Below are 23,532 nucleotides of genomic sequence, written 5' to 3'. Positions count from 1 at the left end.
CGCGAATCCGGCCGGAGCGGCTGAGCCGCGAATTCAGCCGATCTGTAGGGCGGTCACCACCCAGCGGCCGTCGACGATCTCGATGCGGCCCGCGATGGCGCGAACGCGTCGGCCACGCGAGTACGAGGCGAACACCTCGACGGCCGACGCCTCACCGTCCTGGACCTCGACCGAGCGCAGGCGGACCCGCCGCAGCACCGCGGCACCTTCGCGGGGCCCCGTTCTGGTCGATGCCGCCACGGCGTCGAACAGGGCCGGTGCGAGCACGGCCCTCAGCTGGACTACGGGTCGACGCCGGTCGGTGACCTCGAGGACTCTTCGCAGAGCGACGTCGGCGAAGACGGCTGCGGCGCGTGGCGGAGGCGGTTCGGTGGCGTGCGGTCGGACGGTCGCGGTGGCGGGCACGGACCGGAGCGGCCGGTAGTCGCGCCGGGGCCACAGGCTGGGCGTCGGCGGCACACGGGGCGGAGGTTCGCAGTCCACGACCGGGGAGGTGAACGAGGTGCGACGGGTCGGAATGCGCGATGCGGTCACGGCTGCTCTCCAGCGGTCGAGGCGGATGGACGACATCTGCTGGAGAGTCGCAGATGCATTCATGATCGCACGCTGCCAGGACACTCCCGTGCACCCATGATGCGGCTGCCCGGTTCCGCCGGATACCGTTGCGGTGTCCGGACGTCGAGCCAAGGGGAGGTGGCGCGGTCATGGTGACGAGATTGTCGGCACCCGACGCGTCGTTCTACCACCTCGAGAACACGTCGACGCCGATGTACGTCGGTTCGCTGTCGATCCTGCGCAAGCCGCGCAACGGGCTGAGCTACGAGACTCTCCTCAACACAGTCGAACAACGGTTGCCGCAGATCCCGAGGTACCGGCAGAAGGTGCGCGAGGTGGCCTTCGGCCTGGCCCGGCCGGTATGGATCGACGACCGCGAGTTCGATATCACCTACCACATCCGGCGCTCGGCGCTGCCGTCGCCGGGCTGCGATGCGCAGCTGCACGACCTCGTCGCGCGGCTCGGGTCCCGCCCGCTCGACAAGTCCCGGCCGCTGTGGGAGATGTACCTCGTCGAAGGCCTCACCAAGAACCGCCTCGCGATCTATACGAAGTCGCACCAGGCCCTCGTCAACGGCATGTCGGCGTTGGAGATCGGGCACGTCATCGCCGACCGCACGCACAAGGCCCCGGAGTTCGGGGAGGACATCTGGATTCCCGCGCGCGAGCCGAGCGACGCCAGGTTGGCCCTCGGCGCCGTCGGGGAGGTCATCGCCCGACCCGGCAGCCAGCTCGCGTCGGTCCGGTCCGCGATCGGTGAGGCCGTCACCAATTCCGGACAGCTGGTGCAGGCGGGCCGCCGGTTCGCTGACGTCGCCAGGACGCTGGCCCGCGGCACCGCTCCGAGCAGTCCGCTCAACACCACGGTGTCCCGCAACCGACGTTTCACCGTCGCCGTCCACCAGCTCGAGGAGTACCGCCGGCTGCGGGCGCGGTACGACTGCGACGTCAACGACGTCATCCTCGCTGTCATCGCCGGGGCGCTGCGCAACTGGCTGCTGTCCCGCGGTGAGCCGGTGACCTCGACGTCGACGATCCGGGCGATGGTGCCCATGTCGGTCTACCCGGACGCCGAGCTGGACGCGGCGGGCCCCGGCCAGGCGATCAGTGAGGTGTGGCCATTCCTGATCGATCTGCCGACCGGTGAGGGCAACGCCGTCGTACGACTGTCGCAGATCGCCCACGCCGGTGAATCGCATTCGACGGCCGCCAGTCTGGTCGACGCACGAACCATCGTCACGCTGTCCGGTTTTGCGCCACCGACGTTGCACGCCATGGGAACACGGGTCGCCACCAGCTTCTCGGCGCGGCAGTTCAACCTTCTCATCACCAACGTGCCCGGCGCGCAGAAGCAGATGTACGTGGCCGGCACCAAGCTGTTGGAGACGTACTCCGTGCCGCCGTTGCTCAACAAACAGGTGCTGGCGATCGGCGTGACGTCCTACAACGGCATGCTGTACTTCGGCATCAACGCCGACCGGGACGCGATGAGTGACGTCGACATGGTGCCGGCCCTGCTGCGCGAGTCGCTCGACGAACTGCTAGAGGCCGCGCAGTAGGTCGGATCGCACTATCATGCGGCGATGAGCAAGAGCAAGGGTTCGAAAGGCTCGGCGAAGAAGTCCAAGCGGGACAAGATCGACAACGACGTCTACGAGGCCGAATTGTTCCGTCTCCAAACGGAATTCGTCAAGATGCAGGAATGGGTACGGCACACCGGCGCCCGCGTCGCAATCGTCTTCGAGGGCCGAGACGCCGCGGGCAAGGGTGGCACCATCAAGCGCATCACCGAGTATCTCAGCCCCCGAGTGGCGCGGATCGCCGCGCTACCCGCGCCCAGCGACCGCGAGCGTGGGCAGTGGTACTACCAACGCTACGTCGCGGAGCTCCCCGCCAAGTCTGAGATGGTGCTGTTCGACCGGTCCTGGTACAACCGGGCCGGGGTGGAGAAGGTCATGGGATTCTGCACACCGGAGGAACATTCGTTGTTCCTCCGGCAGACCCCGCTGTTCGAGCAGATGTTGCTGGACGACGGCATCCTGCTGCGTAAGTACTGGTTCTCGGTGTCCGACGACGAGCAGCTGCGCCGCTTCAAGTCCCGGATGAATGATCCCGTCCGGCAATGGAAGCTGAGTCCGATGGACATGGAATCGGTGTACCGCTGGGAGGATTACTCGCGGGCCAAGGACGAGATGATGGTCCACACCGACACCCCGGAGAGTCCCTGGTACGTCGTGGAGTCCGACATCAAGAAGCATGCCCGGCTGAACATGATGAACCACCTGCTGAGCACCATCGACTACCACCACGTCCAGCTGCCCAAGGTGGAGTTGCCGGAGCGGCACGTGTTGAGCCACGCCTACGAGCGGCCGTCGCGCGCCTTGTCGACCTATGTCGACGATCACGTCGCGACGTTGATGGGGGACCGGGACGGCTAGTCTCGGCTGGTGCGCGTCTACATCCCTGCGACCGTTGCCATGCTGCAACGGCTGGTGGCCGACCAGTCGATGCACGCACTGAGCGGGACGGCGTTCGCCGTCACTCCCGCGCTGCGCGAGTCCTACGCCGAGGGTGACGACGACGAGCTCGCCGAGGTGGCACTGCGCGAGGCGGCCCTGGCGTCGCTGCGGTTGCTGTCGGGCGAGCGTGGCGACTCGGCCGGCAGTGAGCTGCCGCTGCGGCGCGCGGTGCTGGTGGCCGACGTCGAGGGTGTCACCATCCGGCCCGATCTGGACGACGCGGTGGTGCGGTTGGCGGGCCCCATTGGCATGGCCGACGTCATCGCCGCCTATCTCGACAACGCCGGAGCCGAGCCTGCCGTCGAGGCCGCGATCGAGGTCGTGGATCTGGCCGATTTCGGCGACGAGGACGCAGAGCTCACCGTCGGCGATGCCCAGGACCACGACCTCGCCTGGTACGCCACCCAGGAGCTGCCGTTCCTCCTGGAGCTGCTCTGAGGCTGGAGGCCCGAGCGTAAGTTACGGTACCGTAGGTTGCCGTCCGCAAGGCGTTTCACGATACCGGCGCAAGGTGAGCAGGAGCCGTCATGGCCAAGCATGAAATCAAGGTCGCTGCCAACGTGGCCGACACCATCCGCCCGACACTTGCAGGGGCAAGGCAACATCCGGGTTGGCAGGCGCTGCGCTCGGTGGCGCAGCGGATCACCACGCCACTGCTGCCCGACGACTACCTGAAGCTCGCCAACCCGTTGTGGTCGGCGCGGGAATTGCGCGGGCGCGTGATCGAAGTGCGCCGCGAGACCGTCGACTCCGCGACGCTGGTGATCAAGCCCGGCTGGGGTTTCCACTTCGACTACGAGCCCGGGCAGTACGTCGGCATCGGGGTGTTGGTCGACGGTCGCTGGCGTTGGCGGTCCTACTCACTGACCTCCGCGCCCTCGAGTCCGCCGAAACGCGCACAGGTCATCAGCATCACCGTGAAGGCAATGCCCGAAGGGTTCCTGTCGAGCCACCTGGTCGGCGGCGTGACGCCGGGAACGATCGTGCGGCTGGCTGCACCGCAGGGCAACTTCGTCATGCCCGACCCGGCACCCGCCTCGGTGCTGTTCCTCACCGCGGGTTCGGGCATCACCCCCGTGATGTCGATGCTCCGCACTCTGGCGCGCCGCGATCAGGTTGGTGACGTGGTCCACGTGCACTCGGCGCCGACGGCGTCCGACGTCATGTTCGCCGAGGAGTTGGCGCGCCTTCACGATGCACACGACGGCTACCGGCTGATCGTCCGCGCGACGCGGACCGAGGGCCGTCTCGACCTGGCGACGCTCGGCGACACCGTGCCCGACTGGGGGGATCGTCAGACGTGGGCATGCGGGCCGGGCAGCATGCTCGATGACGCGCACCGCCTGTGGTCGGCGCAGGGGATCGGCGATCACCTGCACCTGGAGAGGTTCGCGGCGGCACGCGCCCAGGCGCACGGCACCGGGGGAACGGTGACGTTCGAACGCAGCGGTAAGACGGTCGAGGCCGACGCAGCGACGTCCCTGATGGACGCAGGCGAGCAGGTGGGCATCCAGATGCCCTTCGGCTGCCGGATGGGGATCTGCCAGTCATGTGTGGTCGGGCTCATTGACGGGCATGTAAGGGATCTACGGACGGGTACCGAACACGAGCCGGGGAGTCGGGTGCAGACCTGCATTTCGGCAGCTTCCGGCGATTGTGTGCTCGACGTCTAGGGTTTACTGGCTAGTAACCTACGCAACCGTAGGTTACGGTAGCGTAGTCACAGAAGGAGGCAACCGATGGCAATCACAGACGTACCCGCATTCACGCATCTGACCGATGCGGACATCGAAAACCTGGGCCACGAACTGGACGCGATCCGCCTGGACATCGAAGACTCCCGCGGTGAACGCGACTCCCGTTACATCCGCCGCACCATCGCCGCCCAGCGCGCCCTCGAGGTCGCCGGCCGGTTGATTCTGGCTGCCGGTTCTCGACGGTCGGCTTGGTGGGCGGGCACCGCAACACTCGGCGTGGCCAAGATCATCGAGAACATGGAGATCGGCCACAACGTCATGCACGGCCAGTGGGACTGGATGAACGATCCCGAGATTCACTCCTCGACGTGGGAGTGGGACATGAGCGGGGCGTCCAAGCACTGGCGGTTCACCCACAACTTCATGCATCACAAGTACACCAACATCCTCGGGATGGACGACGACGTCGGCTACGGCGTCATCCGTGTGACGCGTGATGCCAAGTGGAAGCCGTTCAACCTGTACGGCAACCTGCTCTTCAACACCCTGCTGGCGATCGGCTTCGAGTGGGGCGTCGGCCTCCAGCATCTCGAACTCGGCAAGATCTTCATGGGTCGCGACGACCGCAAGGAGACGCTCGAGCGGGTACGCGAGTTCGGCATCAAGGCCGGCCATCAGGTGCTGAAGGACTATGTGGCCTACCCGGCGCTGACGTCACTGTCACCCGCGGCCACCTACAAATCCACGCTCACGGCCAACGCGGTGGCCAACGTCATCCGCAACGTGTGGGCGAACGCCGTGATCTTCTGCGGGCACTTCCCCGACGGCGCCGAGAAGTTCACCAAGACCGACATGGTGGGCGAGTCCAAGGGCCAGTGGTATCTCCGGCAGATGCTGGGCAGCGCCAACTTCGAGGGCGGGCCCGCACTGCGGTTCATGAGCGGCAACCTCAGCAACCAGATCGAGCACCATCTGTATCCGGATCTGCCCAGCAATCGGCTGCACGAGATCAGCATCCGCGTCAGGGAGATCTGCGAGAAGTACGACTTGCCTTACACGACGGGCAACTTCGCGGTCCAATACGGCAAGACCTGGCGGACGATCGCCAAGCTGTCGCTGCCGGACAAGTTCCTGCGGGACACCCGCGACGACGCTCCGGAGACTCGTAGCGAGCGGATGTTCGACGGGCTCGACCCGGAGCAACGCCGTGGCTTGAAGTCGGCGATCGCGGCGGTGCGGGAACGCCGGCGCGGGAAGCGGGCGCGGGCGGCGTAGCCCCACCCTCTCGACGAAACTGCGGGGAGATCGCAATGGCGATCTCCCCGCAGTTTCGTTCTGGACTGGTCAGTCGGGGATGTAGTCGAACGTGTCCGGGTTGGGTCCGGTCCGGCCGTCCTCACCCTTGTCGAGGGCCGTGAGCGCCTCGACGTCGTGCTCGCTCAACTCGAAGTCGAACAGCGCGATGTTCTCCTCGATCCGCTTGGGCGTCACCGACTTCGGGAAGATGATGTCACCGCGCTGAATGTGCCAGCGCAGAACGACCTGAGCCGGGGACTTGCCCGACGCCTCGGCAATCTTGGTCACGACCGGGTCGTCGAGCACCGCGCCCTGGGCGATGGGCGACCACGCCTCGACGGCGATGTCATGCTCGCCGCAGTACGCGCGAACCTCGTCGTTGACGAAGTACGGATGCACCTCGATCTGGTTGACGGCGGGCACGGTGTCCGTCTCGTTCGCCAGGCGCTCGAGATGGGCGACCTGGAAGTTCGAGACTCCGATGCTGCGGGCGCGGCCGTCACGCCGGAACTCCTCCAGCGTCTGCCACGTCGAGATGAAGTCGTTGGTGTATAGCGTCGGCAGTGGCCAGTGGATGAGGAACAGGTCGACGTAGTCGAAGCCGAGCTTGCTCAGGGTCTCGTCGAATGCCTTCCGCGCGGCGTCGGGTTCGTGGAAGCCGTTGTTGAGCTTGCTGGTGACGAAGACGTCGGCGCGGTCGAGACCGGAATCCCGGATGCCCTGGCCGACACCGGCCTCGTTCTGGTACATCTCGGCGGTGTCGATGTGCCGGTAGCCGAGGTCCAGCGCGGTCTTCACCGCGCCGGCGGTCTCGTCGGGATCGATCTGGTACACGCCGAATCCGAGCTGCGGAATGCTCGAACCCGTGCTCAGTTCGATGTTTGGGACGTTGGTCATGGTTGGCCTCCTAGTGCGTTTTGCCCTTGTCATCGTGCCCAACACTGTGGCGATGCAAACCGGGTCGCCGGGTCCGTCAGGCCGATGTCATCGCGCTCAGGAGCCTGAGCGTCGCGGCCAAATTCACGTATTAGAAAACATGATAAGAATGTCCTATGATGGTCATCACACCTCATCCTTCGCCCAAAGGAGCCATCACATGACGACGTTCGACGTCCCCACGGCCGTGCACATCGGCGCCGACGAGCTGCCGTTCGTCGACCTTCCCGACGGTTCGAAGCTCAAGGTCCTGCAGGTGAAGGCGACTGAGGGCCTGTGGATCGTGGAGAACGTCTTCCGCGCGGGCTACGAGGTACACCGCCACAAGCACACCGGGCCGGTGTACGCCTATACGACGTCGGGAGCCTGGAAGTACAAGGAATACGACTACGTCAACCGCCCCGGCTCGTTCCTCTACGAGCCTGCAGGTTCGGTGCACACCCTGCAGGTACTGGAAGAGGACACGCACGTGTGGTTCCAGATCTACGGGGCCAACCTCAACATCGACGAGGACGGTGAGGTCGAAAGCGTCGTCGACGGATCCACCGCGCTGAACACCTACCTCGCCCTGTGCGAGGTGGCCAATCTCCCGCGGCCCAACGTCCTGCTCGGTTAGATGACCACCGCCACCGCGGCCGGGTCCGTCGACCTGGCCGATCCGGACACCTTCGTCGACGACGTGCCGCACGAGGCGCTGGCCGAGCTGCGGCGCACCGACCCCGTGCACTGGCAGCCCATGAACGGCCAGGCAGGATTTTGGGCGGTGTTGCGCCACGCCGACGTCGTTCACGTCGCGCGCAACCCGGAGATCTTCTCCTCTGCCGAAGGTGGCGTGGTGGTCGAGGACCTTCCCCCCGACGCGCTGGCCAGGATGCGCAACATGCTGCTGGCCATGGATCCGCCCCGCCACCAGATCTACCGGGCTCCGCTGGCCGGGCACTTCCGGCCGAGGGCGATCGCCGAACTGGGACCTCACGTGCGCGATATCTGCCGTCAGATCGTGGCCGAGGCGGCCGAATGCGGTGAAGTCGAGTTCGTCCACGACGTCGCCGCCCGGCTGCCCACCCAGGTGATCGGTGAGTTGTTCGGCATCCCCCGGCAGGACTGGGCCTACCTGCAGCGGCTGGCCGAGATCACCACCTCCAGCCAGGATCCCGACCTCTACGATCCCGACCACGCCGATGGCCCGGCCGGTGCCGAGATGGCCTTGTACGCAATGGAATTCGCTCGACAACGGCGACGCGGTGATCGCGTCGACGACCTAACCAACGAGATCCTGCAAGCAGACTTCGGCGGCCAGCCGATGACCGACGTCGAGTTCGGCGGCTTCTTCGTCCAACTCGTCACCGCCGGCAACGACACGACGAAGGGAATGCTGTCCTCCGGACTGCTCACGTTGTTGCGCCATCCCGACCAGTTGGCCGACCTGCGGGCCGACCGCACGCTGTTGCCACCGGCGGTCGAGGAGATCATCCGCTACGACAACCCACTGCACTACTTCCGGCGCACCGCGGTGCTCGACACCGAACTCGGCGGAGTGCGGATCTGCGCGGGGGACAAGGTGGCGATGTACTACACCGCGGCCAACCGCGACGAGACCGTCTTCGCCGATCCCCAGGCGTTCGACATCCGTCGCCGGCCGAACCCGCACCTGTCGTTCGGCATGGGCGGGCACTTCTGCCTCGGTGCGCACCTGGCCCGGCTCGAGGGCAGGGTGTTCTTCGACGAACTGCTCGACGCGTTCGCGACCATCGAACTGGCCGGCGACCCGGTGCGGGTCCGGTCCAACCTCAACAACTCGTTGAAGGCGCTGCCGGTGCGGGTTGCCGGCTGACGGTGTCTCTGTGGCCCCGTTGGACGAATCAGTCCGTGGTCATCGCGGTCAGTAGGCGCCGTGCGGCGGCCACCCGGTCGGCGGCGTGACCCGTCAGGGCATCGAGGGCGCATTCGGGATCGGCCGGGGGACCCATGTGGGTGCAGCCACGTGGACAGTTTTCGATGGCCTCGGCGAGATCGGAGAACGCCATCATGACGTCGGCGGGGGCGATGTGCGCGAGCCCGAACGATCGGATGCCCGGGGTATCGACCGCCCACCCGGACCCGTGCAGCGGCAGCGCCACCGACTGGGTCGAGGTGTGCCTGCCCTTGCCGACGCCCGACACCACGCCGACGGCGCGATGAGCTTGCGGGACGAGGCGATTGACCATCGTCGACTTCCCAACCCCGGAATGCCCGACCAGCACCGTCAGCTTGCCGTCCAGAAGCTCGTCGACCACGGTGAGGTCGTCGTCGCGGCCCGCGGTCACCACGGTCAGGTCGAGCCCGGCGAACTGCGCCGCGAAGGCGTCGGGTGGTACCAGGTCGGTCTTCGTCAGGCACAGGATCGGCTCGAGCCCGCCGGCGTATGCGGCGATCAGTGAGCGTTCGACGAAGCCGGTCCGCGGGGGAGGATCCGCCAGCGCAACGACGATCAACAGCTGATCGGCGTTGGCGACCAGGACGCGTTCGGTCGGATCGGTGTCATCGGCGGTGCGCCGCAACACGGTTCGCCGTTCGCCCCGCCTCACGATGCGGGCGAGCGTGTCGGGCTGCCCCGACAGGTCGCCGACGATGTCGACGTCGTCACCCACCACGATGGGGGTGCGGCCGAGTTCCCTCGCGCGCATCGCGGTGACGATGTGCTGCGGATCGCCGCCGAGCGCACAGCCCCACCGTCCGCGGTCCACGGTCACGACCATTGCGGCTAGTGCGTCGTCGTGCCTGGGGCGGGTCTTGGTCCGCGGTCGGGAACCCCGGCCCGGGCGCACCCGGACATCGGACTCATCCCAATCGCTCTCCCTCAACGGATTTGGGGCGCCTGTCCGACCAGCATGTCCGCCCACATCCCGGGAAAGTCGGGGAGCGTCTTGGCGGTGGTACCGATGTCCTCGACCTCGACGCCGGGCGTCCGCAGTCCGATGATCGCGCCCGCCGTCGCCATGCGGTGGTCGGCGTAGGACTTCCACACGCCGCCGTGCAATGGTCCGGCGGTGATCGTCAGCCCGTCGGCCGTCTCCTCGCAGCGCCCGCCGAGACCGTTGATCTCCGCGGTCAGCGCCGCCAGTCGGTCGGTCTCGTGTCCCCGCAGGTGGGCGATCCCGGAGAGGTGTGAGACGGACCCCGGCGTGGCCAGGGCCGCCAGCGCCGCCACCGACGGTGCCAGCTCGCCGACGTCGTGCAGATCGGCGTCGATGCCGTCGTACCCGTCCGGACCCGTGATCTCGAGATACGAATCATGTTGCACCACGACCGATCCCGTCTGAGTGAGCAGCTCGAGGATGGTCGACGCCGGTTGCACGCTGACCCGTGGCCACCGGTTGATGCGGACGGTGCCTGCGCTCACGACGGCGGCGGCGAGGAAGGGCACCGCATTGGACAGGTCGGGCTCGATCGCCCAGTGTCGCGCGGCGACCGGTCCCGGCCGGATCTCCCAGCGGTTCGGGGTCGAGTCGTCCACCGGCACTCCCGCGTCGCGCAGCATCGACACCGTCATGGCGACGTGCGGCGCCGAGGGCACCGAACCGCTGGTGTGCACCACGGTCAGTCCGTCGTCGAACGTGGCACCGGACAACAACAGTCCCGACACGAACTGCGACGACGCCGACGCGTCGACGTGAACGGTGCCACCCTTGACGGCGCCTTCGCCGTGCACCTGGAAGGGCATCGCGTCACCGTCGAGCCGTACGCCGAGACCGCGCAGCGCGTCGAGCAGTGGCGCGATCGGACGCGACCGCGCCTGGTGATCCCCGTCGAACGTGACCACCTCGCCACCGAGTGCGGCGACCGGGGGGACGAACCGCAGCACCGTGCCGGCCAGGCCACAGTCGATGCGCGCGTCGGCCGCGGGGGAGATTGCCCCAGAAACCGACAGTTCGGTTCCCTGCCCGTCGATCATCACGCCAAGGGTGCGCAGAGCGCCGATCATCAAGTCGGTGTCGCGACTGCGCAGCGCCCCGCCGACCGTCGAGGTGCCCTCCCGCGTGGCCAACGCGGCGAGTACGAGCGCGCGGTTGGTCTGCGACTTGGAGCCCGGGACGTCCACCGCGGCGTGGACGGCCGTCGTCGCCGACGGTGCCTGCCACCCACCTCCGTACTCGGTCATGGTGTTCATCCTGCCCTGTCGGCGTCTTCTGCCACCATGGGAGACATGTGTGGGCGATTCGCGGTGACGACCGATCCGGCACTCCTCGCCGAGAAGATCAAGGCGCTCGACGAGACCGCGGCGTCCGCCGACGGGGAGCGAACGCCGCAGCCGAACTTCAACGTGGCCCCGACGACCACCATCACCTCGGTGGTCAAGAGGCACGCCGAACCGGACGACGAGTCGATCCGACGACTCCGCCTGATGCGGTGGGGACTGATCCCGCCGTGGGTGAAGGCCGGGGCGGACGGGAGCCCGGATACCAAGGGGCCCTTACTGATCAACGCCCGCGCCGAGACGGTCACCACGTCGGCGGCGTTCCGGGCCTCCGCCAAGGGCAAACGGTGCCTGATCCCGATGGACGGCTGGTACGAGTGGCGGCCCGACGGTGCCGCCTCGGCGGGCAAGAAGGCCCCCAAGACGCCGTTCTACATGTACGGCGCCGACGGTGAACCGCTGTTCATGGCCGGGCTATGGGCGACGTGGCGGCCCCCGAAGGACGCGGGCGCGCCGTCCGACGACCCGCCGCTGCTCAGCTGCACCATCATCACCACCGACTCGGCGGGTCCCCTGGCCGAGATCCACGACCGCATGCCCCTGAGCATCGGCGAGCGGGACTGGGACCGATGGTTGGATCCCGACGCGCCCATCGACGAGGGTCTGCTGCGCGGCCACGGCGACCTCGATCGCATCGCGGTACGCGAGGTGTCCCGGCTGGTGAACAGCGTCCGCAACAACGGACCCGAGCTGATCGAACCCGCCGAGCCGCAGCCCCAGCAGGCGACGCTGCTCTAGCGACGGGTCGCGGTCACCACCACGTACGGGGAGTCGAAGCCGACCCCGGTGCCATCGTCGTGTGCGGCGAGCGCGGCGCGGAAGGCGGCGACCAGGCGGTCGCGCTGAACGTGGTCGGCGCGGCGGAAGACATCGACGTGGATCGGTGACTCGTGCTCCATGAAGTGCAGTGCGTCGTCGAGCGACGGGAACCGCCACGTGAAGGTGCCGGGGCGGATGTCGACGTCGGTGAAGTCGGCGGCCAGGCGGCTCTTCACGAGGGCCGGGTCACCCCATTGGTCGGGAGTGAACTCCGCCTTCGGCGGCGCGCCGAGCACGGCCACGATCGGGTCGAAGAACGGATTGCCGTCGGCCCGCACCCAGGAGGAGATGGCAAGCGTCGCAAGCGGTTTGAGCAACCGGCTGATCTCGGCGACCTGCCGGTTCGGCTCGACGAAGATGATGCCCATGTTCGACACCGCAGCGTCGAATGCGCCCGACGGCAGGCCGGTGTCCGCGGCGTCGGCAGTCACCCAGCTCACCGCATGGCCCGCGGCTGCGGCCTTCTGTTCGGCGATGGCGATCAGCTCCGACGTCAGGTCGACGCCCGTCACCTCGGCGCCGCGGACGGCGGCCGCCAGCGCCGCACTGCCGGTACCGCAGGCCAGGTCGACGACGGTGGCGCCGCGGAGGGGCTGGCGGCGGTCCGCGGCGGCGACCGTCTGCTCGGCGATGACGGCGATGCGTTCACCCACCGATTCGTAGCGTCCGCCCGCCCAAGGCGAGGAGCCCATCCGTTGTCCTATGGGCCCGTGTAGCCGGGCGGGTTGGGGCTATCGACCCACAGGTCGACGCCCAGTTCGGAGCCGGGCACGCAGTCGTAGACCGAGAGGTCGGTGACGCCGGAGTCGACGAGCACGTCCTCGCAGAGCGCCGAGTTGCCCGTGTACTCACGGGCCGGCTTGTTGAAGATGACGTACGCGGCGTCGGCATATACGTCGGGCTTGCGGGCGCGACCCATCGCCTCCTCGCCCCCGAGCAAGTTCTGCACGGCGGCGGTGGCCACCAGCGTCCGCGGCCACAACGTGTTCGACGCGATCCCCTCGGCCCGCAGCTCCTCGGCGATGCCGAGCCCGCAGAGCGTCATCCCGTACTTGGCCATCATGTAGGCGGTCGGCTTGAGCCATTCCGACTCGAGCCGGATCGGCGGGGACAGCGTGAGGATGTGCGGGTTCTCCCGGCCCAGCATGTGTGGGATGCAGGCCTGCGACACGGCGTAGGTGCCGCGGACGTTGATGCCGTTCATCAGGTCGAAACGCTTCAGCGGCACCTCGGTGATGGAGCCCAGGTTGATCGCCGAGGCGTTGTTCACGCAGATGTCGATGCCGCCGAACTGCGCCACCGCCTCCGCGACCGCGGACTCCACCGATTCACCGTCGCGGACGTCGCCCAGGATCGGCAGGGCGTGGCCGCCGGCGTCCTCGATCTCCTTGGCCGCCGTGTAGATCGTGCCCTCGAGTTTGGGGTGCGGCTCGGCGGTCTTCGCGACCAGCGCGACGTTGGCTCCGTCGGCGGCGACCCGCTTGGCGATCGCCAAGCCGATTCCGCGGCTGGCGCCGGAGATGAACATGGTCTTTCCCGAGAGCGACATGCCAATCACCATAGGACCGTCACACCGCCAGGATGTCGGCGGTCACCGCGTCGGTGAGACGGATTAGATCGGCGGGGGCCAGCGCCACCTGCAGACCCCGCTTACCCGCACTGCACAACACGCGGTCCCACGTCAGCGCCGAGTCGTCGAGGACGGTCGGCAGGGGCTTGCGTTGCCCCAGCGGCGAGATGCCGCCGACGACGTAACCGGTCGACTTCTGCGCCACCGCGCGGTCGGCCATCTCGGCCCTGGGCACGCCGAGCGCGGCGGCCGCCGACTTGAGCGACAGCTGGTGGGGGACCGGTAGCACCGCGACGGCCAGCCCCCGCGGTAGGGCGATGACCAGTGTCTTGAAGACCTGGTCGGCGGTCACCTCCGCGCTGGCCGCCAACTGGGCGACCGCCTCGGCGCCGAACGACTCGTTGCGTGGATCGTGGTGGTAGCTGAGCACCTCGTGCGGCACGCCCGCGGCGATGAGCGCGGCGATCGCGGGGGTGGCGGCACGGGCCATCGGCTCACGATAGTGGCGATCGCCGGGGAACAAGCGTGCATGCGTGCGCTGTTGTTCTGCTGCAATGGGCGTCGAAGGGCGACCGTGTCGTGCCAGCCGATAGGATCAACGGAAGGAGACACCTCGGTGCCAACGCCATGCCTGGAACGGCCGGCCAATTTGCCGGGTTCGTTCGCCGGTGCCGCGAGAGAAGGGACGGTGTCGCTTCACATGACTGATCTCGACGGAGCGACGCCCGCGGTGGAAACCGACGCGGAGCTCACGGCGCGGTTCGAGCGCGACGCGATACCGCTGCTGGACCAGCTGTACGGCGGCGCGCTGCGCATGACCCGCAATCCTCCCGACGCCGAAGACCTCCTGCAGGAGACGATGGTCAAGGCGTACGCAGGCTTCCGTTCGTTCCGGGCGGGCACCAACCTCAAGGCATGGCTGTACCGGATCCTGACGAACACCTACATCAACAGCTACCGCAAGAAGCAGCGCCAGCCCGCCGAGTACCCGACGGACGAGATCACCGACTGGCAGTTGGCGGCCAACGCGCAGCACACCTCGAGGGGGCTACGCTCCGCCGAGGTGGAGGCGATGGAGGCGCTACCCGATACGGAGATCAAGGCCGCGCTTCAGGCGCTGCCGGAGGAATTTCGGATGGCGGTGTACTACGCCGACGTCGAAGGCTTCCCGTACAAGGAGATCGCGCAGATCATGGACACCCCGATCGGGACGGTGATGTCCCGGTTGCACCGCGGCCGCAAGCAGCTCCGTGAACTGTTGGCCGACGTCGCGCGGGACCGCGGTTTTCTCAGAGGTCAGATCGACGAGCCCGAGGAGGTGTCGTCATGACCGACGACTACTCACATCCCGAAGAACACACGTTCCGTCCGCCGGTCGGCCCGGTCGACCCCGCGCATCCCGAATGCGCATCGGTGATCGCCGAGGTATGGACGCTGCTCGATGGCGAGTGCACCACGGAAACACGTGACAAGCTACGCCATCACCTCGAGGTATGCCCGACGTGCCTGCGCCAGTACGGGGTCGAGGAACGCGTGAAGCGCCTCATCGCCACCAAGTGCAGTGGCGACAAGGCGCCTGAATCACTGCGGGCGCGGCTGCTCGTCGAGATCAGCCGCACGACCATCATCCGCCGTTAGCGCACTGCCTTCGAACCGCAGTTGGGGCGCTTGCCGTGGTTGGCCTTCGTATGCTTGCGGTCACGCTTCTTACGGCCACGCTTGGCCATGATGGTCCTCCAAGAGTCAATTGCTTGCCCGTCATCCTCTCACGATCGCGCCACTGCATTCCAATCCCGCCCGTGTGGTTCGATAGACACCGCAGACACCGCGTTGTGCCGTCTCGATGAGCGGCGCTCAGAGACGAGTGGGGTGAAGATGGCCGAGGACGTTCGCGCTGAGATCGTGGCCAGTGTGCTCGAGGTCGTGGTGAGCGAAGGCGATCAGATCGGCGAGGGGGAGACCCTCGTGCTCCTGGAGTCCATGAAGATGGAGATCCCCGTCCTCGCCGAGGTCGCAGGGACGGTCACCACGGTCAACGTGTCCGTCGGTGACGTCATCCAGGCCGGCGACCTCATCGCCGTGATCAGCTAGGGTTCGGCCCTCCAGCCACCACCATGTCGACTCTCGGTGACCTGCTCGCCGAGCACACCATGTTGCCCGGCACTGCCGTCGACCACCTGCACGCCGTGGTGGGGGAATGGCAGCTCCTGGCCGATCTGTCCTTCGCCGACTACCTGATGTGGGTACGCCGCGACGACGGCTTGCTGGTGTGCGTCGCGCAGATCCGGCCCAACACCGCGCCCACCGTGGTGCTGGCCGACGCGGTCGGGACGGTCGACGCCGCAGCCGACCTACCGTTGGTCGTAGAGGCCTTCGAGTCCGGCCACATCGGCCGCGGAAACGATGCGGGACAAGCGAACTCGTCAGAGGGTCGATGGCTCGACGTCGAAGCCGTCCCCGTCCGCCACGGCAATCACGTCGTCGCGGTCCTGACTCATCAGAACGCCCTGGCCGAACGGCGCAAGGCCAGTCCGTTGGAGCGGGCCTACCTCGACTGTGCCGCCGACCTGCTGCACATGCTCTCGGAGGGCACCTTCCCGAACGTCGGCGACCTCGCGATGTCCCGGTCGAGCCCCCGGGTGGGCGACGGCTTCATCCGCCTCGACGTGGGCGGCCACGTGAGCTTCGCCAGCCCGAACGCGATCTCGGCGTACCACCGGATGGGACTCAACGCCGAGCTCGAAGGCCACAATCTGGTCACCGTGACGCGGCCGCTGATCTCTGACCCCTTCGAGGCGCAGGAACTGGCCAACCACGTGCGTGACTCGCTCGCGGGGGGGTCGAGCATGCGCATGGAGGTCGACGCCGGCGGGGCGGCGGTGCTGCTCCGAACCCTGCCCATGGTGGTCGACGGTGAGCCCGCGGGTGCGGCAGTGCTCATCCGCGACGTCACCGAGGTCAAGCGCCGTGACCGTGCGCTGTTGTCCAAGGACGCGACCATCCGCGAGATCCACCACCGCGTGAAGAACAATCTCCAGACCGTCGCGGCGCTGCTGCGGCTCCAAGCCAGACGAACGAACAACGCCGAGGGGCGGGACGCGCTGATCGAGTCGGTGCGACGGGTGTCGTCGATCGCGCTCGTGCACGATGCGCTGTCGATGTCGGTCGACGAGGTGGTCAACCTCGACGAGGTCGTCGACCGGATCGTCCCCATCATGAATGACGTTGCGTCCGTGGGCAGACCGGTACGGATCCATCGGGTCGGCGACCTCGGCGTGCTCGACGCGGATCGGGCTACCGCGCTGGTGATGGTCATCACAGAACTCGTGCAGAACGCGATCGAGCACGCCTACGACTCGGCATCCGAGAACGGGAGCGTCACCATTCGAGCGGAGCGTTCCGCCCGTTGGCTGGACGTCGTGGTGCACGACGACGGCCGTGGACTGCCCGAGGGGTTCAGCCTGGAGAAGTCGGACAGCCTGGGCCTGCAGATCGTTCGGACCCTGGTGTCCGCGGAGTTGGACGGGTCGCTGGGCATGCACGCCGTGCCGACCGGCGGCACCGACGTCGTATTGCGGGTCCCGATCGGGCGGCGTGGCCGTTCCCCGCAGTAATGCGTCCATAAATCCGAAGGAAACGCCGCCGCCGTCGGCGCACACAAAGAATCACGGCCCCGGCAAATTGCCGAGGCCGTGAATTCTGCTGTGAAAGGGAGTCAGACGCCCGTGCGCGCCTTCGTCCGGGCGTTGCGACGCTTCAGCGCGCGACGCTCGTCCTCGCTCATGCCGCCCCAGACGCCAGCGTCCTGGCCGGACTCCAACGCCCAGCTCAGGCACTCCGTGGTGACGGGGCAACGGTTGCACACGATCTTTGCGTCAGCGATTTGCGCGAGCGCCGGACCGCTGTTTCCCACCGGGAAGAACAGTTCCGGGTCTTCGTCACGACAGACCGCCTTGTGCCGCCAATCCATAGCTACAACTCCTCTTCGTGTGCGCAGCAAGGCGCACGAGCTTTTCTTCGGCTGTTAACGCGTGCACGTCAAATGTTTCTGCACTGTTGCAATCGATGCTTCCACAGGCTGAACAGATGTCAATAGAGGCGCGTTAACACGTGGGCAATGTCACTGCCGGACCGCGTTGGCGATCCCCTCATCTGTTTGTACTACACTTGGATCACTCGCGCCCTAAATTCCGGCACTTCACAGCCAAATGCCAGGTCAGGGCGATTTCCTCGGAGGTGCCACCACGGCGAGTGCGTCCCGCACCGACGTGAACGTCATCCTTTCGCGCTGCCCGACGTAATCTCCGTCGATCTGACAGCCCACGGGTGTGTCGGCGGTCACCCGCACCCACGGAACGTCGTCCTCGCGCACCAGATGCTTGGCCTCGAGACGCGGATTCTTCGACAACATCTGGCGCACCAGGCCCAGATTGGCCCACACGTTCATGCTCGTCGTGGCGAACACCCCGAGGCCGGTCTCGAAGGTCGTCCCCGGGTTGGTCCAGACCGGCCGGGTGTTCGCGTAGGTCCACGGACTGGAGTTCGACACGAACGCGAAGTGCACGCCCGCCACCGGTTCGCGGTCGGGAAGTTCCAAGGTCAGGGTCGGTGCCTTGCGGGTGCTGGCGAGCATGGTCTGCGTCGCCACCCGCATGTACCGGGACGCGGTGACCTTGCGCCCCTTCGCACGCTGAGCCTCGACGGCGGCCACGACGTCACCGTCGACACCCATCCCCGCGGTGAAGACGCCCCAGCGGTCGCCGCAGTCCATCAGCCCGATGCGACGCCACTTCATCCCGCGGCGATAGGCGCCGAGCAGGTCGACGAGCTGATTGGTGGCGTCGGTGGGGTCGGGGCTGATGCCTAGCGCGCGGGCGAAGACGTTGGCCGATCCGCCAGGCACCACCGAGATCGCCGGCGCACGCTTGGGCGGGGGATGGCCGCAGTCGCCGAGGATTCCGTTGACGACCTCGTTCACCGTCCCGTCGCCACCGTGCACGATCACCACGTCCACGCCGTCGCGGGCCGCGGTCCTGGCGATCTCGATCGCGTGGCCGCGGTGGTCGGTGTGCGCGACGGTCAGCTTCACGCGGCTCTCCAGTGCGTGCGCGAGCAGGTCGCGCCCCGAGGGCGTGGTCGACGTGGCGTTGGGATTCACGATGAGGACGGCACGCACGGGTCTTGAGCCTATCGGCATGCCGTGCACCTCCCAGCGGCGGCGCTCTACGCTCGACGGTGTGATCGTGCCCTCGCCATCCACCGTCCGCCAGGCGGCCGCCGTCGTGGGACTGGAGGGCATCGCGCTGGTCGTCGTCGCGGTGGTCCTGGTCGTCCGGGCGCTCGGCGGCGCGCACGAGAAGGCGATCAGCGGGTACGGCACCGCAGGCTGGTTCGTCATCATGGGCGCCGTCCTGCTCACGGCCGGGTGGGCCCTGTGGACGGGCAGGCGCTGGGGGCGCGGCATCGCGGTGTTCGCGCAACTGCTACTTCTGCCGGTGGCCTGGTACATCGCGGTGGGCTCGGGGCAGTGGTCCTACGGCGTGCCCGTCGCCATCGTCGCGGCCGCCGCCCTGGTGCTGCTGTTCAGTCCGTCGGCCGTGGAATGGCTCGGTCAGGATTCTTCGGCGAGCGCCGACAACTCGTCGCCGGACACGCGGTAGGTGATCCACTCCGTCTGCGGTCGCCCGCCGACGGAGTCGTACAGCGCGATCGCGTTCGAGTTCCAGTCCAGCACGGCCCACGTGAGCCGGGTGTAGTTCTTGGTGACGCATTCGCGGGCCAGCGTCGACAGCAGTGCGCGAGCCAGACCGTGCCGGCGGAAGGCCGGTCTGACGAAGAGGTCCTCCAGGTAGATGCCCGCCACGCCGTCCCAGGTGGAGAAGTTGTAGAACCACAGCGCAATCGCTGCCGGCTCACCGTCGATCTCGGCGAGATACGCGTGGACCGTGGCCGGCTCGCCGAACAGCGCCTGGCGCATCTGGTCTGCGGTGACCGTGCACTCTTGCGCCGCATGCTCGAATTCGGCCAGTTCGCGCACCATGGCGACCAGCTCGGTCTCGTCACCGGGCCGGGCCCGTCGGATGTTCATGGTCATGGGCTCACTCCCAGCGCGGTCAGGATGGTTCTGAACTTCGTATTGGTCTCGGCCACTTCGTCATCGGGATCGGATTCGGCGACGATACCGCCACCGGACCTGGCCACCGCCGTGCGGCGGTCGGCGGAGAGTTCGGCGCAGCGGATGGACACCACCCATTGGCCGTCACCGTTGCCGTCGCACCACCCGACGGCCCCGGCGTAGAACCCCCGATCGCCCTCGAGGGCCCCGATCAGGTCGACGGCGTCGGCGGTGGGCACACCGCCGACGGCCGCGGTGGGGTGCAGAGCGACGGCGAGATCCAGTGCGGTGGTGGATGTTTCGCGGAGCCGGCCTTTGATCGGGGTGCTCAGGTGCCACACCGCGGACGTGCTGCTGAGCTCCGGCGTCGGCGCGATGTCCACGTCGGCGCACAGCGGCTGCAGCGCGGCCCGCATCTGGTCGACCACCAGTCGATGCTCGTGCAGGTTCTTCGCCGAGTCTGCCAGCGCCGCACCGTTGGCCAGATCCTCCGCGGGGTCCACCGCGCGCGGCGCCGATCCCGCGAACGGGCGGCACGTCAGCACGTCGCCGCGGCGGGCCACCAGCAGCTCGGGACTGGCGCCGATCAGCGCGGTGCCCGTGTGCTGGCCGCCCGCGGCGCCGAGGTCCACGAAATACGTCGTGGCCGTGCGGTCTTCGGCCAATCGCGCGAGGATCGACGGCACGTCGAGGGCGTCGTCTGCGACGAGTCTCAGCGCCCGGGCGAGCACCACCTTGTGCAGTGCCGAGTCGGGATCGCGCAACCGCTCGAGCGCCATGGCGATGCGGGCCCGGTGTTCGGCGGGCACGGGCACGGTCTCGGCGATGCGCACGGTGGGCATGGTCCCCGGTGTCCACTCGGGCAACGCGTCGGTGAACCGGACGCGACCGGGCCGCATCAGGGCGGTTGGTTGCGTGACGTCGAAGGGCAAGGCGCCGAGGATGATTGGCGCCTCACCCGACGCTAGCGCCGCCTGTGCGTCACTGAGCCGGGGGTACGCCGTGCCCACACCATCGGCGATGACGACACCGTCGCGTCCGGCCAGCAGGAAGGAGGGCTCGAGGGTCAACGCGGAAGGCAGGGGTTGACGTGTCCCGAGAGGCCGAGTGCGGTGATCTGACGGACGCCGTGCTCGTAACCGCACACCCCGAGCGACGCGGCGGCCATGGAGAACCGAATGCCCTCGTACAGCGGCTGCTCGATCCAGCGGGTCAGCACCGAACGCGAGAAGTGGCCGTGTCCGACGAACACCACGTCCCGCGCCGTCATGTGCCCCAGTGCCATCGCGATGGCCGCGTCGGCACGCTGGGAGACCTGAGCGACCGTCTCGCCGCCGGGGCAGCCATGGGTCCACACCAGCCAATCGGGCACTGCCTTGCGGATGTCGTCGGTGGTGGTGCCCTCGTAGTCCCCGTAATCCCATTCGGCGAGGAGGTCGGACACCTCGTCGACCTTCAAGGAGGCCAGGTCGGCCGTGACCAGCGCGCGGTGTCGGGGGCTGCTGATCACGAACGGGTCGTCCAGCTGCAGGTTGGCGATCGCGTCGGTCGCCAGCCGGGCCTGTTCGCGGCCCTCGTCGGTGAGGTCGAGTTCGGTGCGACTGGTGTGCTGACCCGTCTTCGACCACTCGGTCTCACCGTGTCGGAGCAGTACGAGGCGGTGCCGTTCGGAACCCACCCCGGCGATTCTGCCTCGTGGCGGACGCGATGCTCCGCGCGCATGCCAGGATTGGCACATGACGCGAGTGCTGGCGGTCGCCAATCAAAAGGGCGGGGTCGCCAAGACGACCACGGTGGCGTCGCTGGGCGCGGCGATGGCGGAGAACGGCCAGCGGGTGCTGCTCGTCGACCTGGACCCGCAGGGCTGTCTGACGTTCTCCCTCGGCCAGGATCCCGACAAGTTGGCGGTGTCGATCCACGAGGTGCTCCTCGGCGACGTGGAACCGGATACGGCGCTGGTGGAGACGATCGAGGGAATGACCCTGATGCCCGCCAACATCGACCTCGCGGGCGCCGAGGCGATGCTGTTGATGCGGGCGGGCCGCGAATACGCCCTGAAGCGGGCCCTGGCCAAGGTGGCGGACAAGTTTGACGTCGTGATCATCGACTGCCCGCCGTCGCTAGGCGTGCTCACCCTCAACGGGCTGACGGCCGCGAACGACGTGATCGTGCCGCTGCAGTGCGAGACGTTGGCGCACCGTGGCGTCGGCCAGTTCCTGCGGACGGTCGACGACGTCCAGCAGATCACCAACGCCGACCTGCACATGCTCGGGGCGCTCCCGACCCTCTACGACTCGCGCACGACGCACAGCCGCGACGTGCTACTCGACGTCGCCGATCGCTACGGGCTGGTGGTGCTGTCACCGCCCATCCCGCGGACGGTGCGATTCGCCGAGGCAAGTGCGTCGGGATCGTCGGTGCTCGCGGGACGAAAGAACAAGGGCGCCATGGCCTATCGTGAACTCGCTGCGGCGCTGATGAAGTACTGGAAGTCGGGCAAGGCCCTGCCGACGTATGCCCCGGACGTGTAGTCAGCCCAACGCCACCAGCGAGCCGCCGCGCTGCTCCAGCAGTGTCGACCCCGCCACTGCCGGCACCACCGCGTCCGTCGACGGTGGGCGCGCGACGTCGACGTGGAAGGCGCCGGCCCCTGTGGCCGGCTCGAACACGTCATAGCCCGTGGTGACGGGCACCAGGAGCTTGCCCGCCATGAGCGTGGCCGGGCCAACGGGTACCTGCTGGCCGACCGCGGAGACCGAATAGCGGTACCGCAGACCGTTCGTGTCGAAGACCATCACGCCGTACCCGGTCCACCACGTGACCAGGTCGCCAGCGCGGGACGCCGTGGCTTCCGGGGACGCCGGCACCGGCATGGCCGTGCTGGCGATGGTGGCCCCGGTGTCGTCGATGATGTTGACCACGGGTTTCGGCGTCGGAAGGTAGATGGCGGTCGTGGTGTCGGAGACGGCGATCACCCGGGCATCGGCGTCGGCGGGCACCCCCGGTAGCTGAACGATCTTGGTGGTGGGCTCGTCCTCCTCGTCGGCGGGAACGAGGAGAGCCAAACGCAGATCCGCCTGACCTGGACACGCCTGCAGTACCGATACCGCCGAGGAATTCGCGCCCGCGGACACCATGCGGCACAGGGGCTGCGCGGGAACGTCGGGTTTGATCCTGGCGTCCAACGCGCCGTAGCTGATCATGCGGACCATGTCCGAGCGCCATAGCTCCAGTCGGCTGGCCCCGGTCGAGAGCACCGTGGAACCGTCCGTCGACAGCGTCACCTGCGGGTCGGCGAAGGCGGTGCGAGAGTAGTGGCGGCGGCCGGTCTGGCCGTCGATCGTCGTCACCTGGCCGCAGCCGCGGTCGTCCGGGTACACCGCGACGGCGTCGTTGTACACCGAGGTCACACCGCACAGATCCACGTCGCGGGCGTAGCTCCAGAGCACGGCGCCGGTCGTCGGGTCGCGGCCGTCGACCTGACTGCCGTCACCGGTCACGACGGCGCCGCCCGCCAGAACGGGTCGGCTGGTCTTGGGGCTCGGCGCCGTCCACAGTTCGCGCAGCGCCAAAGGCACGTTCCGGGCGGCGTTTAGCGCGGGAACCGGTTGCGCGGCAGGCCTACTGATGGTCGCCCGCGCGTCACTGCTCCACCAGATCAGTCCCGCTGCGACGGCGATGGCGACGACGATGGCGGCGGCTGCGACCAGGTCGCCCCTGGTGCGACGTTCCGGTGGGCAGGATCGAAGCGACCGGGGTAGTGACACGCGTTTGACCATCGGGCGTGT

Annotated in this window: 28 protein-coding genes; 14 read left to right on the top strand and 14 right to left on the bottom strand. The window is 67.8% G+C overall.

The window, feature by feature from the left end:
- Positions 1 to 33: 33 nt before the first annotated feature.
- The gene (locus QUE68_RS21875; protein ID WP_454786380.1) at positions 34 to 570 is read right to left on the bottom strand and encodes an Rv3235 family protein; all 537 of its coding nucleotides are present in this window, start codon (positions 568 to 570) and stop codon (positions 34 to 36) included.
- A 134-nt stretch (positions 571 to 704) separates the two neighbouring features.
- Here QUE68_RS21875 and QUE68_RS21870 point away from each other — a divergent pair, with 134 nt between their 5' ends.
- From QUE68_RS21870 to QUE68_RS21850, 5 genes are all read left to right on the top strand, one after another.
- Positions 705 to 2,114: a WS/DGAT/MGAT family O-acyltransferase gene (locus QUE68_RS21870; protein WP_284235259.1), complete on the top strand. Its 1,410-nt coding sequence runs from the start codon at positions 705 to 707 to the stop codon at positions 2,112 to 2,114.
- 24 nt (positions 2,115 to 2,138) lie between these two features.
- Positions 2,139 to 2,993: a polyphosphate kinase 2 gene (gene ppk2 / locus QUE68_RS21865; RefSeq protein WP_284228375.1), complete on the top strand. Its 855-nt coding sequence runs from the start codon at positions 2,139 to 2,141 to the stop codon at positions 2,991 to 2,993.
- A gap of 6 nt (positions 2,994 to 2,999) precedes the next feature.
- Complete coding sequence (locus tag QUE68_RS21860) at positions 3,000 to 3,512, top strand: DUF6912 family protein (RefSeq protein ID WP_284231210.1); 513 nt, start codon at positions 3,000 to 3,002, stop codon at positions 3,510 to 3,512.
- A gap of 89 nt (positions 3,513 to 3,601) precedes the next feature.
- Positions 3,602 to 4,747, top strand: coding sequence for a ferredoxin reductase (locus tag QUE68_RS21855; RefSeq protein ID WP_284235260.1), 1,146 nt, complete (start codon positions 3,602 to 3,604; stop codon positions 4,745 to 4,747).
- 66 nt (positions 4,748 to 4,813) lie between these two features.
- Complete coding sequence (locus QUE68_RS21850) at positions 4,814 to 6,046, top strand: fatty acid desaturase family protein (RefSeq protein ID WP_286274439.1); 1,233 nt, start codon at positions 4,814 to 4,816, stop codon at positions 6,044 to 6,046.
- Between the two features lie 69 nt (positions 6,047 to 6,115).
- Here QUE68_RS21850 and QUE68_RS21845 read toward each other — a convergent pair whose 3' ends face one another.
- Complete coding sequence (locus QUE68_RS21845; protein WP_286274438.1) at positions 6,116 to 6,964, bottom strand: aldo/keto reductase; 849 nt, start codon at positions 6,962 to 6,964, stop codon at positions 6,116 to 6,118.
- A 199-nt stretch (positions 6,965 to 7,163) separates the two neighbouring features.
- Here QUE68_RS21845 and QUE68_RS21840 point away from each other — a divergent pair, with 199 nt between their 5' ends.
- Together QUE68_RS21840 and QUE68_RS21835 are read left to right on the top strand one after the other, a co-directional pair.
- Positions 7,164 to 7,619, top strand: a complete 456-nt coding sequence (locus tag QUE68_RS21840; protein ID WP_284235263.1) for a 2,4'-dihydroxyacetophenone dioxygenase family protein — start codon at positions 7,164 to 7,166, stop codon at positions 7,617 to 7,619.
- Positions 7,620 to 8,837: a cytochrome P450 gene (locus tag QUE68_RS21835; RefSeq protein ID WP_286274437.1), complete on the top strand. Its 1,218-nt coding sequence runs from the start codon at positions 7,620 to 7,622 to the stop codon at positions 8,835 to 8,837. It abuts the gene before it with no gap.
- Positions 8,838 to 8,865: 28 nt separating this feature from the next.
- Here QUE68_RS21835 and rsgA read toward each other — a convergent pair whose 3' ends face one another.
- Positions 8,866 to 9,846, bottom strand: a complete 981-nt coding sequence (rsgA, locus tag QUE68_RS21830; protein WP_284228369.1) for a ribosome small subunit-dependent GTPase A — start codon at positions 9,844 to 9,846, stop codon at positions 8,866 to 8,868.
- Positions 9,843 to 11,144 carry a 3-phosphoshikimate 1-carboxyvinyltransferase gene (gene aroA, locus QUE68_RS21825; protein ID WP_284228368.1) on the bottom strand — a complete coding sequence of 434 codons (1,302 nt, stop codon included), beginning with the start codon at positions 11,142 to 11,144 and terminating at the stop codon, positions 9,843 to 9,845. Before aroA ends, rsgA begins: the two co-directional genes overlap by 4 nt.
- Before the next feature lie 45 nt (positions 11,145 to 11,189).
- On the opposite strand from aroA, the gene QUE68_RS21820 reads away from it, so the two are divergent.
- Positions 11,190 to 11,978 (top strand): SOS response-associated peptidase, encoded by a 789-nt coding sequence (locus tag QUE68_RS21820; protein WP_284228367.1) that lies wholly within the window; start codon positions 11,190 to 11,192, stop codon positions 11,976 to 11,978.
- On the opposite strand, the gene QUE68_RS21815 is transcribed toward QUE68_RS21820, so the two are convergent.
- From QUE68_RS21815 to QUE68_RS21805, 3 genes are read right to left on the bottom strand one after another with little or no spacing between them, the layout of a single operon-like run.
- The gene (locus QUE68_RS21815; RefSeq protein ID WP_284235267.1) at positions 11,975 to 12,751 is read right to left on the bottom strand and encodes a class I SAM-dependent methyltransferase; all 777 of its coding nucleotides are present in this window, start codon (positions 12,749 to 12,751) and stop codon (positions 11,975 to 11,977) included. The two genes, QUE68_RS21820 and QUE68_RS21815, sit on opposite strands and share 4 nt — an antisense overlap.
- Before the next feature lie 8 nt (positions 12,752 to 12,759).
- The gene (locus QUE68_RS21810; RefSeq protein WP_284228365.1) at positions 12,760 to 13,608 is read right to left on the bottom strand and encodes an SDR family oxidoreductase; all 849 of its coding nucleotides are present in this window, start codon (positions 13,606 to 13,608) and stop codon (positions 12,760 to 12,762) included.
- Positions 13,609 to 13,627: 19 nt separating this feature from the next.
- A complete protein-coding gene (locus QUE68_RS21805) occupies positions 13,628 to 14,119 on the bottom strand; it encodes an aminoacyl-tRNA deacylase (RefSeq protein WP_284228364.1) in 492 nt (163 codons plus the stop codon).
- A gap of 210 nt (positions 14,120 to 14,329) precedes the next feature.
- Between QUE68_RS21805 and QUE68_RS21800 the strand changes: the two genes are divergently transcribed.
- On the top strand, positions 14,330 to 14,959 hold the full coding sequence (locus tag QUE68_RS21800; protein ID WP_284228363.1) for a sigma-70 family RNA polymerase sigma factor: 630 nt from the start codon (positions 14,330 to 14,332) through the stop codon (positions 14,957 to 14,959).
- Entirely contained in the window at positions 14,956 to 15,267 is a 312-nt protein-coding gene (rsrA, locus tag QUE68_RS21795; RefSeq protein WP_284228362.1) for a mycothiol system anti-sigma-R factor, read from the top strand. Before QUE68_RS21800 ends, rsrA begins: the two co-directional genes overlap by 4 nt.
- On the opposite strand, the gene QUE68_RS29680 is transcribed toward rsrA, so the two are convergent.
- Positions 15,264 to 15,356: a 50S ribosomal protein bL37 gene (locus QUE68_RS29680; RefSeq protein WP_372510120.1), complete on the bottom strand. Its 93-nt coding sequence runs from the start codon at positions 15,354 to 15,356 to the stop codon at positions 15,264 to 15,266. The genes rsrA and QUE68_RS29680 overlap by 4 nt on opposite strands.
- Positions 15,357 to 15,504: 148 nt before the next feature.
- On the opposite strand from QUE68_RS29680, the gene QUE68_RS21790 reads away from it, so the two are divergent.
- Positions 15,505 to 15,720, top strand: coding sequence for a biotin/lipoyl-binding carrier protein (locus QUE68_RS21790; protein ID WP_284228361.1), 216 nt, complete (start codon positions 15,505 to 15,507; stop codon positions 15,718 to 15,720).
- A 23-nt stretch (positions 15,721 to 15,743) separates the two neighbouring features.
- Entirely contained in the window at positions 15,744 to 17,243 is a 1,500-nt protein-coding gene (locus QUE68_RS21785; protein WP_284228360.1) for a sensor histidine kinase, read from the top strand.
- A gap of 101 nt (positions 17,244 to 17,344) precedes the next feature.
- Here the strand turns inward: QUE68_RS21785 and whiB1 are convergent, their stop codons facing one another.
- Positions 17,345 to 17,599, bottom strand: a complete 255-nt coding sequence (gene whiB1 / locus QUE68_RS21780; RefSeq protein ID WP_079923542.1) for a transcriptional regulator WhiB1 — start codon at positions 17,597 to 17,599, stop codon at positions 17,345 to 17,347.
- A gap of 246 nt (positions 17,600 to 17,845) precedes the next feature.
- Positions 17,846 to 18,805, bottom strand: coding sequence for a diacylglycerol/lipid kinase family protein (locus QUE68_RS21775; protein WP_284228359.1), 960 nt, complete (start codon positions 18,803 to 18,805; stop codon positions 17,846 to 17,848).
- Positions 18,806 to 18,824: 19 nt separating this feature from the next.
- On the opposite strand from QUE68_RS21775, the gene QUE68_RS21770 reads away from it, so the two are divergent.
- Positions 18,825 to 19,289: a hypothetical protein gene (locus tag QUE68_RS21770; RefSeq protein WP_455012382.1), complete on the top strand. Its 465-nt coding sequence runs from the start codon at positions 18,825 to 18,827 to the stop codon at positions 19,287 to 19,289.
- Here the strand turns inward: QUE68_RS21770 and QUE68_RS21765 are convergent.
- The 3 genes from QUE68_RS21765 to QUE68_RS21755 are packed head-to-tail and all read right to left on the bottom strand — an operon-like array spanning position 19,241 to position 21,422.
- Positions 19,241 to 19,723: a GNAT family N-acetyltransferase gene (locus QUE68_RS21765; protein ID WP_286274436.1), complete on the bottom strand. Its 483-nt coding sequence runs from the start codon at positions 19,721 to 19,723 to the stop codon at positions 19,241 to 19,243. The genes QUE68_RS21770 and QUE68_RS21765 overlap by 49 nt on opposite strands.
- Positions 19,720 to 20,814, bottom strand: coding sequence for an isochorismate synthase (locus QUE68_RS21760; protein WP_286274435.1), 1,095 nt, complete (start codon positions 20,812 to 20,814; stop codon positions 19,720 to 19,722). The genes QUE68_RS21765 and QUE68_RS21760 overlap by 4 nt, the downstream gene beginning before the upstream one ends.
- Entirely contained in the window at positions 20,811 to 21,422 is a 612-nt protein-coding gene (locus QUE68_RS21755; RefSeq protein ID WP_286274434.1) for an acid phosphatase, read from the bottom strand. The genes QUE68_RS21760 and QUE68_RS21755 overlap by 4 nt, the downstream gene beginning before the upstream one ends.
- Positions 21,423 to 21,480: 58 nt before the next feature.
- Here QUE68_RS21755 and QUE68_RS21750 point away from each other — a divergent pair, with 58 nt between their 5' ends.
- A complete protein-coding gene (locus QUE68_RS21750) occupies positions 21,481 to 22,275 on the top strand; it encodes a ParA family protein (RefSeq protein ID WP_284228354.1) in 795 nt (264 codons plus the stop codon).
- Here QUE68_RS21750 and QUE68_RS21745 read toward each other — a convergent pair whose 3' ends face one another.
- Positions 22,276 to 23,511, bottom strand: a complete 1,236-nt coding sequence (locus QUE68_RS21745) for an Rv3212 family protein (protein WP_286274433.1) — start codon at positions 23,509 to 23,511, stop codon at positions 22,276 to 22,278.
- Positions 23,512 to 23,532 lie beyond the last annotated feature (21 nt).

The organism is Mycolicibacterium sp. TUM20985, from assembly GCF_030295745.1.
Classification (GTDB): domain Bacteria; phylum Actinomycetota; class Actinomycetes; order Mycobacteriales; family Mycobacteriaceae; genus Mycobacterium.
Note: the sequence above shows the minus strand (reverse complement) of the source record. Positions and strands in the feature narration are given on the sequence as shown.

What these genes read in the sequence shown, in the direction of transcription:
- QUE68_RS21850 (WP_286274439.1), top strand. Translation starts at nt 4,814, where the DNA reads ATGGCAATCACAGACGTACCCGCATTCACGCATCTGACCGATGCGGAC.
- QUE68_RS21770 (WP_455012382.1), top strand. Translation starts at nt 18,825, where the DNA reads ATGCCGTGCACCTCCCAGCGGCGGCGCTCTACGCTCGACGGTGTGATC.
- QUE68_RS21870 (WP_284235259.1), top strand. Translation starts at nt 705, where the DNA reads ATGGTGACGAGATTGTCGGCACCCGACGCGTCGTTCTACCACCTCGAG.
- QUE68_RS21785 (WP_284228360.1), top strand. Translation starts at nt 15,744, where the DNA reads ATGTCGACTCTCGGTGACCTGCTCGCCGAGCACACCATGTTGCCCGGC.
- QUE68_RS21835 (WP_286274437.1), top strand. Translation starts at nt 7,620, where the DNA reads ATGACCACCGCCACCGCGGCCGGGTCCGTCGACCTGGCCGATCCGGAC.
- ppk2 (WP_284228375.1), top strand. Translation starts at nt 2,139, where the DNA reads ATGAGCAAGAGCAAGGGTTCGAAAGGCTCGGCGAAGAAGTCCAAGCGG.
- QUE68_RS29680 (WP_372510120.1), bottom strand. Translation starts at nt 15,356, where the DNA reads ATGGCCAAGCGTGGCCGTAAGAAGCGTGACCGCAAGCATACGAAGGCC.
- QUE68_RS21790 (WP_284228361.1), top strand. Translation starts at nt 15,505, where the DNA reads ATGGCCGAGGACGTTCGCGCTGAGATCGTGGCCAGTGTGCTCGAGGTC.
- QUE68_RS21750 (WP_284228354.1), top strand. Translation starts at nt 21,481, where the DNA reads ATGACGCGAGTGCTGGCGGTCGCCAATCAAAAGGGCGGGGTCGCCAAG.
- QUE68_RS21810 (WP_284228365.1), bottom strand. Translation starts at nt 13,608, where the DNA reads ATGTCGCTCTCGGGAAAGACCATGTTCATCTCCGGCGCCAGCCGCGGA.
- QUE68_RS21800 (WP_284228363.1), top strand. Translation starts at nt 14,330, where the DNA reads ATGACTGATCTCGACGGAGCGACGCCCGCGGTGGAAACCGACGCGGAG.
- QUE68_RS21805 (WP_284228364.1), bottom strand. Translation starts at nt 14,119, where the DNA reads ATGGCCCGTGCCGCCACCCCCGCGATCGCCGCGCTCATCGCCGCGGGC.
- QUE68_RS21855 (WP_284235260.1), top strand. Translation starts at nt 3,602, where the DNA reads ATGGCCAAGCATGAAATCAAGGTCGCTGCCAACGTGGCCGACACCATC.
- whiB1 (WP_079923542.1), bottom strand. Translation starts at nt 17,599, where the DNA reads ATGGATTGGCGGCACAAGGCGGTCTGTCGTGACGAAGACCCGGAACTG.
- QUE68_RS21820 (WP_284228367.1), top strand. Translation starts at nt 11,190, where the DNA reads ATGTGTGGGCGATTCGCGGTGACGACCGATCCGGCACTCCTCGCCGAG.
- QUE68_RS21815 (WP_284235267.1), bottom strand. Translation starts at nt 12,751, where the DNA reads ATGGGCTCCTCGCCTTGGGCGGGCGGACGCTACGAATCGGTGGGTGAA.
- QUE68_RS21875 (WP_454786380.1), bottom strand. Translation starts at nt 570, where the DNA reads ATGTCGTCCATCCGCCTCGACCGCTGGAGAGCAGCCGTGACCGCATCG.
- QUE68_RS21765 (WP_286274436.1), bottom strand. Translation starts at nt 19,723, where the DNA reads ATGACCATGAACATCCGACGGGCCCGGCCCGGTGACGAGACCGAGCTG.
- rsrA (WP_284228362.1), top strand. Translation starts at nt 14,956, where the DNA reads ATGACCGACGACTACTCACATCCCGAAGAACACACGTTCCGTCCGCCG.
- QUE68_RS21845 (WP_286274438.1), bottom strand. Translation starts at nt 6,964, where the DNA reads ATGACCAACGTCCCAAACATCGAACTGAGCACGGGTTCGAGCATTCCG.
- QUE68_RS21840 (WP_284235263.1), top strand. Translation starts at nt 7,164, where the DNA reads ATGACGACGTTCGACGTCCCCACGGCCGTGCACATCGGCGCCGACGAG.
- aroA (WP_284228368.1), bottom strand. Translation starts at nt 11,144, where the DNA reads ATGACCGAGTACGGAGGTGGGTGGCAGGCACCGTCGGCGACGACGGCC.